This is a genomic window from Streptomyces sp. NPDC127084 (assembly GCF_042724175.1).
GTDB lineage: Bacteria > Actinomycetota > Actinomycetes > Streptomycetales > Streptomycetaceae > Streptomyces.
Genome location: NZ_JBHXFA010000133.1, coordinates 1 through 10,261 on the forward strand (window position 1 = coordinate 1; position 10,261 = coordinate 10,261).

Here is a 10,261-nt window from a genome sequence, read left to right on the forward strand (position 1 = left end):
TACCGCCCCCCATGGGCGGTACGGGCGGCGACCGGCCTGTCCGACGGCGACCGGTCTGGCGCTTGGACCTGGCGGCTCCTCTGCTGTCCGCCTGTGAACTGTGAACGGTCCGGCCTCAGAACTGCCGCCGCCCCCTTCCCGGCGGTCGCCCTCTCGCGCCCGCCCGGGCGCGTCCGCCCCGGTGCTCACCCTGCGGGCGCCGCGCCCCCGGTTACTCCACTACTCCTTCCGAGCCCAGCTCGGCGTGCATCACCGCCCGCAGCCGCAGGGTGGAGACCAGGCGCTGGAAGGCCTCTGACCAGTAGCCCCCCGCCCCTGGCGACGCCCCTTCCGCCTCGTCCGGTGTGGCGGTCAGCAGCTCAAGGCGAGTCGCCTCCCCGGGGTCCAGGCAGCGTTCGGCGAGGCCCATCACCCCGCTGAAGCTCCACGGGTAGCTACCGGCGTCACGGGCGATGTCGAGCGCGTCCACCACCGCGCGGCCCAGCGGCCCGGCCCAGGGCACTGTGCAGACGCCGAGCAGCTGGAACGCCTCCGACAGCCCGTGCGCGGATATGAACGCCGCGACCCAGTCAGCCCGCTCCCGCTGGGACAGGGCAGCCAGGAGCTTCGCCCGCTCCGCCAGTGACGAGGTGCCGGGGCCGCTCGCCGGTGGTGCGGAGGGTGCGCCGAGGAGCGCGCGGGACCACTCCGGATCCCGCTGGCGTACTGCCGCTCGGCACCAGGCCGCGTGCAGCTCCTCTCGCCAGCCGTCGGCGACGGGCAGGGCCACGATCTCCTCGGGGGCGCGCCCTCCGAGTCGCTGCGGCCAGATCGCCAGCGGAGCTGACTCGACCAACTGCCCCAACCACCATGATCGTTCGCCCCGACCCGACGGGGGCACCGGTACGACGCCGTCCCGCTGCATCGCGGCATCGCATTCGTGCGGTGCCTCGACCGTGATGACGGTCGCGCCACCGGATCTGTCCCGGGCGACGCAGCTGACCACCCGCTCGGCCATCCGCTCGGCGAGCGCCGAGTGCGGTAGGGATGAGAGCAGTTCGGCCGCCGTGGCCCGTACATTGCGACTGCGGTCGGACAGCGCCGACTCCAGGAAGGGTTCGTCCGAGTCGGACAGCCCCGTGCGCAGTGAGTCGAGGAACATAAGGCGGTCCTCGGCACGCTCGGTCGACCAGGTTGCGGACAGCAGGGCCAGAGCCGCTGCCGGGTCGTGGGCCCGTACGGACGTGAGGACGGCCACGCGTTCGGCGAAGAGACCTTCGTCCCACAGCTTCCGCACACCCATGACGTCCTCAGGAGCGGGCAGCGCGGCGCCTCCCCCGGGGCCGCCCGCGGTGGCAGACCCCCAGGCCCCGCGCAGGGCGAACTTCCAGTCGCTGTTCAGCCCCGCGAGCCACAGCCCCCGCGGTCCGGCGAAGCGCAGCGCCGCGGGGCGCAGGTCGGTGCGGGCGCGCGCCGCTTCGAGCAGCGCCGGCAGGGCGGAAGCGGGCGCGCGGTACCCCTTCTCGTTGGCGGCGGCCAGCCACTGCGGTAGCAATTCCGTCAGATCAGGTGCGGTGCCGCGGCGGCCCCCGGACCCCGAGGGCGCGGCGCGGCCGGCCAGCAGCTGAGCGAGCCGCCGTCGGGCGGGCCCCGGCAGTGGGGGCCGGGTGTCCTGCGGGGCGGGCTCCGGCAACGGCCGCGCGGCGGCCGGAGTGAGTCCGGCCCGCCGTCGCACGGTGTGCATCGCGGCCGCGTCCAGGAGAGCCACGGTTGCTTCCTTGCCAGGCGAGAGGACGCCGCTGGGCGGGGTCCGCCGATCGGTGCCGAGAAGAGCCGATGAGACGAGCTCTTCCCAGTCCGTGGCGCGGGTGGTGCCGGTCATCGGTCCTCCGTGGTGCGTCATGCGGTTCGGGCGTCCGGCCGTTCGGCTGCGCGGACGAGATCGCGGGTGGTCGGTTCTTCGGGCTCCGTCTTCCTGCCGGCGTTCGACGGGGAAGCTCCCGGGTCAGGTCAGGCCAGGTAGGGCTGCACCCCCGACGTCGGCCCCGTGCCGCTGCCTTCGCCGTGGCACCCACGGTGGCTGGTTCTTCCCCGCACCCGCTCACTCGCCTGTGAGGGAGACCGTCTCGGCGGTTTCGTCCGACCACGCGGTGAGGGGCGTGAAGCCCCGGTGGCCCAGCTCGCCGAAGACGGTGACAGGGCCCCCGCCGGACAGGGCGGCGAGTCTCCACAACGCGGTGCGGGAAAGGACGGGCGTCGTGACGGGTATCGCGGAGCGGCCGTCGGCGTCGGCCAGTTGCCAGCGGTCGTCTCCGGGTATCGGGACTACTCCGGACAGCGTGCATGGCCAGGAGTCCAGCCAGGGGTCCTCGCTCAGGGCCGCTCCGTAGGCGGCGAGCCCCTCAGCCACAGTGACTCCCGGAGGTGGCGCCGTGATCGGGGACGGCTGCCCGAACTGCTGCCCGACATCGGCGCGCAGCTGCCCCGCGCCCGTATGCGGGGTCAACGCGGCGTCGATCATCAGGCCAACCGGAAGGGCCAGTTGGGGCGCCCGTCCGGCCACACCATAGGAGAGGAGCAGCGCGGCGCGCCCGGTCTTGCGGCCGTGCAGCCATATGCGACGAGTGGTGATCTTGCCGTCGGAGGTGTCGTACGACGCGAGCACCAGCCAGTCGTCCCTGACGGCGGGGCCTTCCGGAGGTGAGGGCAGTCCGACCCTGGTCCGTACGGTCGCCGCCAGTGGTTCCGGGAGCCGTGCGCGGTCCAGCCAGGCCCGGTCCAGGAGGTGAAGCAGGGCGCACTCCTCGAGCAACCGCACCGGCCAGCCCGGCCCGGATCCTGGCACCGACCCCAACTCGCGGACACGTGACGCGAGTCCGGGCGCCTGGGCATCGACCATGCGGGCGGCGGTCTCCTCCCAGAGTCCGTATCCGGCCTGCTCCGCCCCGGCCAGCCCGCCGCGCAGCACGTCCGCCAGCCGTTGCTCCAACTCCGTAGCACCGGCGGTGATACGCGCGGCCCGGCGATCGGCCCGCCGCCGCGCCGCTTCCGGGTCGGCGGACTTCGCGGAATGTCCTCCGTCCGCGCCCCGCTCCTCGTTCTGGGCGGCACGTCTGCGCCGTCCGGAGAGCCATTCGTCGGCCCAGTCGGGCACCTCCCCGTCCGTGACCGCCGCCTCGTCGCCCGCCCAGAGCAGCAGCAGCCCCAGCGCGTGCTTGCACGGGAACTTCCGGCTCGGACAACTGCACTTGTAAGCGGGACCGGTGGCGCCGGTGGCGCCGGCGATGTCGACGATCGTCTGATACGGCCTGCTGCCGCTGCCCTTGCACAGACCCCAGACGGCGCCGGACGCACCGCAGCCCGTGCCCGACCACGGCCCGGCAGTGCCGAGTTTGCTTCCCGCCTTGCGTGACGCGACGTCAGGAGCCAGAGCCAGCACCTGCTCCGCCGTCCAGCGCACCCCCTGCTGATTCATGGGAACGACGCTACGACTCCCCACTGACAATCCCCCTGACCAGCGCATTCATCGATCCCGCAGGGCGGGGAGGCGCTCCCCGCGTACGCGGCAACCCCTCTCCCTCGCCGACGACTTCGGCCGTGGTCCACGGAAACGGCCCGATTGTCAGTGGCGTGGTGCACGGTGGACCCACATCCGGTCGAACGATCTGGAGGGGATACATGACCATGCCCGAAAACCCTGCCGAGGCAGATGCCAAGGTCCTGCGGCCCCATGCCGAAGACGCCTTCGCCGACGAGCTCAAGGCCCTCGCCGCGGCCGACGACCGGCCGCGGCCGGCCCGCTGGCGGCTGTCGCCATGGGCCGTGGCCACGTATCTGCTCGGTGGCACCCTGCCCGACGGGACCGTGATCACACCGAAGTACGTGGGACCGCGCCGGATTGTCGAGGTCGCCGTCACCACCCTGGCCACCGACCGCGCACTGCTGCTGCTCGGCGTGCCCGGCACGGCCAAGACCTGGGTCTCCGAGCATCTGGCCGCGGCCGTCAGCGGAGATTCCACACTGCTGGTGCAGGGCACGGCGGGTACACCGGAAGAGGCCATCCGCTACGGGTGGAACTACGCCCAGTTGCTCGCCCACGGCCCCAGCCGGGATGCCCTGGTGCCCAGCCCGGTGATGCGGGCCATGTCCGAGGGCATGACAGCACGCGTCGAGGAGCTCACCCGCATCCCCGCGGATGTCCAGGACACGCTCATCACCATCCTGTCGGAGAAGACCCTGCCGATTCCCGAGCTGGGACAGGAAGTACAGGCGGTCCGCGGATTCAACCTCATCGCCACGGCCAACGACCGGGACCGCGGGGTCAATGATCTCTCGAGCGCGCTGCGCCGCCGGTTCAACACGGTGGTGCTGCCGCTGCCCGCTACCGCGGACGACGAGGTCGACATCGTCTCCCGGCGCGTCGACCAGATAGGGCGCTCGCTCGATCTGCCCGCCGTGCCCGAGGGTGTCGACGAGATCCGCCGGGTCGTCACGGTGTTCCGTGAGCTGCGCGACGGGATGACCACCGACGGGCGCACCAAGCTCAAGTCCCCCTCGGGGACCCTCTCCACGGCCGAGGCGATCTCCGTCGTCACCAACGGTCTCGCGCTCGCCTCCCACTTCGGAGACGGGGTGCTGCGGTCCGGGGACGTCGCGGCGGGCATCCTCGGTGCCGTGGTCCGCGACCCAGCCGCGGACCGTGTCATCTGGCAGGAGTATCTGGAGACGGTCGTCCGTGAACGGGACGGCTGGAAGGACTTCTACCGCGCCTGCCGCGAGGTGAGCGCATGACGACAGCCGTCACCACGGCAGGGCACGGCACCGGACTCGCGACGGCCATCGCTTCCGGAGGGGAGAAGCGGTGGCCGGGGAGCGGGCCCTTGGTGCTGGGGGTGCGGCACCACGGCCCGGGCTCGGCGCGGGCCGTGCGGGCGGCACTCGACGCCGCCATGCCGCGCGCGGTGCTGATCGAAGGACCGCCGGAGGGGGACGCCCTGCTGCCGCTCGCCGCCGACGAGGCCATGGTCCCGCCCGTCGCCCTGCTCGCGCACGCCGTGGACGATCCGGGACGCGCTGCCTTCTGGCCCATGGCCGCTTTCTCGCCGGAGTGGGTCGCCATCCGCTGGGCCCAAGGGCACGACGTGCCGGTCCGCTTCATCGATCTGCCCGCCGCCCACTCGCTCGCCGCCGCGGCGGACCCGACCTGGGGGGACGACGAGGACGAGGCGCATCCTGGCAGCGCTGACGAGGCGGCACTGCGGATCGATCCACTCGCGGTGCTCGCCGAAACCGCCGGGTACGACGACCCGGAGCGCTGGTGGGAGGACGTGGTCGAGCACCGCGGCGAGAGCGGCGGGGACGCCCCGGCCGACCCGCTCGCGCCGTTCACGGTGCTCGGCGAGGCCATGGCCGCCCTGCGTGAGGAGTACGGGCACGGAGGGCGGGACCGCGACGTGGTGCGCGAGGCCTATATGCGGGTCCAGCTGCACGCGGCACGCAGGGAGTTCGGTCATGAGGTCGCCGTCGTCTGCGGTGCCTGGCATGTGCCCGCGCTCACCGCGAAGTCCACGGTCACCGCGGACCGCGCCCTGCTGAAGGGCCTGCCCAAGGTCAGGACGGAGACCACCTGGGTCCCCTGGACCCACCGCAGGCTCGCCCGCCGCACCGGCTACGGCGCGGGAATCGACTCGCCCGGCTGGTACGCGCACCTGTTCGGGGCGACCGACCGTCCCGTCGAACGGTGGATGACCAAGGTCGCCGGACTGCTCAGGGACGAGGACCGGTTCGTCTCGTCGGCGCATGTCATCGAGGCCGTACGGCTCGCCGGGACCCTGGCCGCGATGCGCGGCCGTCCGCTCGCCGGACTGAGTGAGACGACCGACGCCATACGGGCCGTGATGTGCGAGGGCTCCGATGTGCCGCTGGAGCTTGTCCAGGACCGGCTGGTCATCGGTGATGTGCTGGGGGAGGTTCCGGAGTCCGCGCCGGCTGTCCCGCTCCAACGCGATCTGGCCCGGCTCCAGCGCAGTCTGCGGCTGAAACCGGAGCTGCTGGAGCGGGAGCTGGAGCTCGATCTGCGGAAGGACACCGACGCCGCTCGCAGCAGGCTGCTGCACCGGTTGCGGCTGCTGGGCGTCGACTGGGGAGCCCCCGCGGCCGGCCGGGGCTCCACCGGCACCTTTCGGGAGACCTGGCGGCTGCGATGGGAACCTGAGCTGTTCGTCAAGGTCGCCGAGGCGGGGATCTGGGGCACCACAGTTCTCGGCGCGGCGACCGCGCGTGCCGAGTCGGACGCCGCTTCGGCGACCGCGCTCGCCGATGTGACCACCCTGGCCGAGCGCTGTCTGCTGGCCGAACTGCCCGACGCCCTCCCTGTGGTGATGAGAGCACTCGCCGACCGGGCAGCGCTGGACGCGGATGTCGGCCACCTCGCCCAGGCCCTCCCCGCGCTCGCCCGCTCCCTGCGCTACGGAGACGTGCGGGCCACCGACACTGCAGCGCTCGGGGAGGTGGCGAACGGCCTCGCCGAGCGGATATGCGTCGGCCTGCCGCCTGCTTGCACAGGGCTCGACACGGACGGCGCCGCCGAGATGCGCGGCCATCTCGACGGCGTGCACAGCGCGATCGGATTGCTGGCGGGCAGCGGGGAACTGAGCGCGCGCTGGACCGAGGTACTGCGCAAGCTCGCGGTGCCAGACAGCGTGCCCGGGGTGCTGCGAGGACGCGCGGCCCGGCTGCTGCTGGACGACGGCCGCCTCGATGAGGACGAGGCAGCCAGGTTGATGGGCCTCGCGCTCTCGCCCGGCACCCCGCCCGCCGACGCCGCCGCCTGGATCGAGGGCTTCGTCGGCGGCACTGCGGGTGGCGGAATGCTGCTGGTCCATGACGAGCGGCTGCTCGGACTGGTCGACACCTGGCTGATGTCCGTGCCACCGGACGCGTTCACGGACGTACTGCCGCTGCTACGGCGCACGTTCTCGGCGTACGAGCCCGGTGTCCGGCGCACCCTCGGGGAACTGGTGCGCCGCGGCCCGGCGGCCCCGGGCACGGCTTCGGCTGCCGGGGAGTCCGGTGCGTCCGGCTTCGGCGCCGGAATCGACGAGGCACGGGCCGACGCCGTGCTGCCCGTACTGAGGCTGATCCTGGAGGGGGACCGAGTATGACCACGGCAGCGGCCGATGCGACGGCGAGCGGTGACGAGCGCCTCAGGCGCTGGCGCCTGGTGCTCGGCGGCGGCGCGTCCGACGGTACGGGCTGCACCCTGGCCGGTACGGATGTCGGCATGGACGCGGCGCTGGGCGCCCTCTACGGCAAGGGAAACAGCCAGGAGCGCGGCACCGGAAAGCGTTCGGCCGGCCTTGAAGGCTCGGCCCCCAACGTGGCGCGCTGGCTCGGGGACATCCGTACGTACTTCCCGAGCTCCGTCGTCCAGGTCATGCAGCGTGACGCGATCGACCGGCTCGGGCTCAGCACCCTTTTGCTGGAACCGGAGATGCTGGAGGCGGTCGAGGCCGACGTACACCTGGTCGGCACGCTGCTCTCCCTGAACAAGGCCATGCCCGAGACGACCAAGGAGACCGCCCGGGCTGTGGTGCGCAAGGTCGTGGACGACCTGGAGAAGCGGCTGGCCACCCGCACCCGCGCGACCCTCACCGGGGCGCTGGACCGCAGCGCCCGCGTCAACCGGCCGCGCCACCGGGACATCGACTGGGACCGCACGATACGGGCGAACCTCAAGAACTACCTCCCGGAGCACCGCACGGTCATCCCCGACCGGCTCATCGGTTACGGCCGCGCGGCGCAGTCCGTGAAGAAGGACGTCGTGCTCTGCATCGACCAGTCCGGTTCCATGGCGGCGTCGGTGGTGTATGCATCGGTGTTCGGCGCCGTGCTCGCGTCGATGCGTTCGATCGCGACCAGGCTGGTGGTCTTCGACACGGCTGTCGTGGATCTGACGGACCAGTTGGACGACCCGGTCGATGTGCTGTTCGGCACCCAGCTCGGTGGCGGCACCGACATCAACCGCGCGCTGGCCTACTGCCAGTCGCAGATCACCCGCCCCGCGGACACCGTCGTCGTGCTCATCAGCGACCTCTACGAAGGCGGCATACGGGACGAGATGCTGAAGCGGGTGGCGGCGATGAAGGCGTCCGGAGTGCAGTTCGTCGCCCTGCTCGCACTCTCCGACGAAGGCGCTCCGGCGTATGACCGTGAGCACGCGGCGGCGCTGGCCGCCCTGGGCGCCCCGGCCTTCGCCTGTACTCCTGACCTCTTCCCGGAAATCATGGCTGCCGCGATCGAGAAGCGGCCCCTTCCCATACCGGACATGGCGACTCATCAGTAACAAGGGGCTTGCGCGACCCCCGCGGTCCCGTGCGAGCATCGTCCCCGTTGCCACCGGAGGGTCATCCTCCGCTACCGGAGAGGGCTTCACCCGTTTTGTCGTTCATTGCTGTGCTGCCCGCAGCCGCCGTGCTCCCTGAGCGCGACGCGGCACGGCGGCATGCGATGCGCGCTGTGCGGGTGTTGCTGCTTCTCGCCGGGCTGACGATGCTGGGGCTTGCCCTCGGTGCCGAGGCGCAGGCGGCGGAACGACCCGGTGCGGAAAGGGTGCTGGAGCGCGCGGTCGCGAACGAAGCGATGGACGGGCTCGATGGCGCCGGACTCGACGACACCGCGCTCGATCACACCGCGCTCGATCACACCGTGCTCGATGGCACGTCGAAGGCGCCGCCGGCGGATCAGCGGCAGCCGATCAGCCCTGGGGCGCCGAGGAGTCCGAAGCTGTCAGCGGAGCCGCTGGCGCCGGTGGAACCGGCGCGGGCAACGGCCGGACATATCGGGGATTCGCTGACCGGCCGGACCGCAGCGGCGGCTGTCGTGCCCGTTGTGGAGCAGGCAGTCGCGCCCTTTGCCGTACGAGTGGTCGAGCCGGTCAACGAGGCAGTCGCCGAGCCTTTGGGGCGTGCCGTGGCCACGACCGCCCGGACAGCAGGCCAGCCGGTGGCCGGGCGGGCGCTGCCCGATCCGGCCGCGCGCTGGCCCGGTGACGGACAGGCCGTGCCCGTACCCGCCCCGACGGCCGTCCCTGTGTCCGTACCGGGGCAGAAACTGGCTGCCGTAGGGTCCGCGGTGGACCGTCCAGGGGCCAAACCCGCGATACCCACGCCCGCGACCCGGTCTCCGGACGTGACTCCGCGAATGGTTCCGCCGGGCCCTCCGGGAACGTTCCTCGCCGACGCCTCACATGGGCACGGCGGGAGACTTCCGCTCGCACCCGGCCGCGCACCGGCCGGGCCAGGCGGAAGCGCCGTACTCCAGGCCGTCGGTGACGGCCACACGCACCGCGCGGGTGACCCGGAGGGCGTGTGGTCCTCACGGGGTGCGACGTTCGTCCTCATACGCGGGTCCCGGCAGCCGGCCGACGAGGCCGGACTGCGTGAGCGCCACCGCGACATCCTCGAATTCCCCGGATAGGGCAGGCCGTTCCCCCGCCTGAGACCTGCCGCGCGGGGGCGGAGCAGGTCTGCCCGACCCTCGGAATCCGAAGGAATCACCCGAATATGAACAAGAACATCCGCCGTTCCATCGCTGTCGCGGCCGGAGCCGCCGGTATGTGGGCCATCGGCACGGCCGCGGCCAGTGCGGACGAGCTGCCCTCCCTGTCCCTCTCCACCCCGGACCAGGCCACTGACGTGGCCCAGGACAAGACCGCCGACGTCGTGGACATCGCGGACGCCGCAGACGTCGACCACTCCCCGGCCGTGTCCGCGGCCACCGGTACGGCACGGGACGCTGCCGCGTCCAAGCCCGTGGTGTCGGCCGCGTCGGCTGCGGACCTGGCGCAGGATCAGGTCCGTCAGCAGGCCGGTGACACGGCCGAGCTGCCCGCAATCGACACTGAGATCGACTACCTGTTCGGTCCGCTGTCCGCGTTCGCCCCGGAGCTCGAGCAGGCCCCGGCGCACGCCCACTCCGTGATCGGCGCCACCGGCCCTGTCGTGGACGAGACTGCGCAGGACGTCCTGCCCCCGATAGCGGGGCGGGCCCTGGACGGTGTCGCCCCGGTCGCAGGTCAGGCGGTCGGCGATGCCGCTGGTCTCACCCCCGGCCCGCCCCGGGGCGGGTGGCCCCTCGCGGGGGGCGGGGGCGCCGGGCGGGGCGGCCCCCGCCGCGCGGGCCGCGGCCTGCGCCCCGGGCGCCGCGGCGCTCGCCCGCATCCCGCACCAGGCACCCCCGGGGGCGGGCAGTGTGCAGCCGCTCCACCCGCATGACGGAGGCA

The 10,261-nt window shown here is 72.6% G+C and carries 7 protein-coding genes; 5 read left to right on the forward strand and 2 right to left on the reverse strand.

The features are described from left to right. Positions 1-211 precede the first annotated feature (211 nt). Together ACFWI9_RS25965 and ACFWI9_RS25970 are read right to left on the reverse strand one after the other, a co-directional pair. Positions 212-1,861, reverse strand: a complete 1,650-nt coding sequence (locus ACFWI9_RS25965; protein WP_387165454.1) for a DUF5691 domain-containing protein — start codon at positions 1,859-1,861, stop codon at positions 212-214. A 219-nt stretch (positions 1,862-2,080) separates the two neighbouring features. Further along, the gene (locus ACFWI9_RS25970) at positions 2,081-3,454 is read right to left on the reverse strand and encodes an SWIM zinc finger family protein (RefSeq protein ID WP_387165455.1); all 1,374 of its coding nucleotides are present in this window, start codon (positions 3,452-3,454) and stop codon (positions 2,081-2,083) included. Positions 3,455-3,657: 203 nt separating this feature from the next. Here ACFWI9_RS25970 and ACFWI9_RS25975 point away from each other — a divergent pair, with 203 nt between their 5' ends. From ACFWI9_RS25975 to ACFWI9_RS25995, 5 genes are all read left to right on the forward strand, one after another. Beyond that, positions 3,658-4,770, forward strand: coding sequence for an AAA family ATPase (locus ACFWI9_RS25975; RefSeq protein ID WP_387165456.1), 1,113 nt, complete (start codon positions 3,658-3,660; stop codon positions 4,768-4,770). Beyond that, the gene (locus ACFWI9_RS25980) at positions 4,767-7,142 is read left to right on the forward strand and encodes a DUF5682 family protein (RefSeq protein ID WP_387165457.1); all 2,376 of its coding nucleotides are present in this window, start codon (positions 4,767-4,769) and stop codon (positions 7,140-7,142) included. Before ACFWI9_RS25975 ends, ACFWI9_RS25980 begins: the two co-directional genes overlap by 4 nt. Continuing rightward, positions 7,139-8,323, forward strand: coding sequence for a VWA domain-containing protein (locus tag ACFWI9_RS25985; RefSeq protein WP_387165458.1), 1,185 nt, complete (start codon positions 7,139-7,141; stop codon positions 8,321-8,323). Before ACFWI9_RS25980 ends, ACFWI9_RS25985 begins: the two co-directional genes overlap by 4 nt. A gap of 95 nt (positions 8,324-8,418) precedes the next feature. Further along, positions 8,419-9,456 carry a hypothetical protein gene (locus ACFWI9_RS25990; RefSeq protein WP_387165459.1) on the forward strand — a complete coding sequence of 346 codons (1,038 nt, stop codon included), beginning with the start codon at positions 8,419-8,421 and terminating at the stop codon, positions 9,454-9,456. Positions 9,457-9,542: 86 nt separating this feature from the next. After that, a complete protein-coding gene (locus ACFWI9_RS25995; RefSeq protein ID WP_387165460.1) occupies positions 9,543-10,253 on the forward strand; it encodes a hypothetical protein in 711 nt (236 codons plus the stop codon). Positions 10,254-10,261 lie beyond the last annotated feature (8 nt).

Coding starts and splice junctions, on each gene's coding strand:
- ACFWI9_RS25975 (WP_387165456.1), top strand. CDS start 3,658: ATGACCATGCCCGAAAACCCTGCCGAGGCAGATGCCAAGGTCCTGCGG.
- ACFWI9_RS25965 (WP_387165454.1), bottom strand. CDS start 1,861: ATGACCGGCACCACCCGCGCCACGGACTGGGAAGAGCTCGTCTCATCG.
- ACFWI9_RS25970 (WP_387165455.1), bottom strand. CDS start 3,454: ATGAATCAGCAGGGGGTGCGCTGGACGGCGGAGCAGGTGCTGGCTCTG.
- ACFWI9_RS25995 (WP_387165460.1), top strand. CDS start 9,543: ATGAACAAGAACATCCGCCGTTCCATCGCTGTCGCGGCCGGAGCCGCC.
- ACFWI9_RS25985 (WP_387165458.1), top strand. CDS start 7,139: ATGACCACGGCAGCGGCCGATGCGACGGCGAGCGGTGACGAGCGCCTC.
- ACFWI9_RS25980 (WP_387165457.1), top strand. CDS start 4,767: ATGACGACAGCCGTCACCACGGCAGGGCACGGCACCGGACTCGCGACG.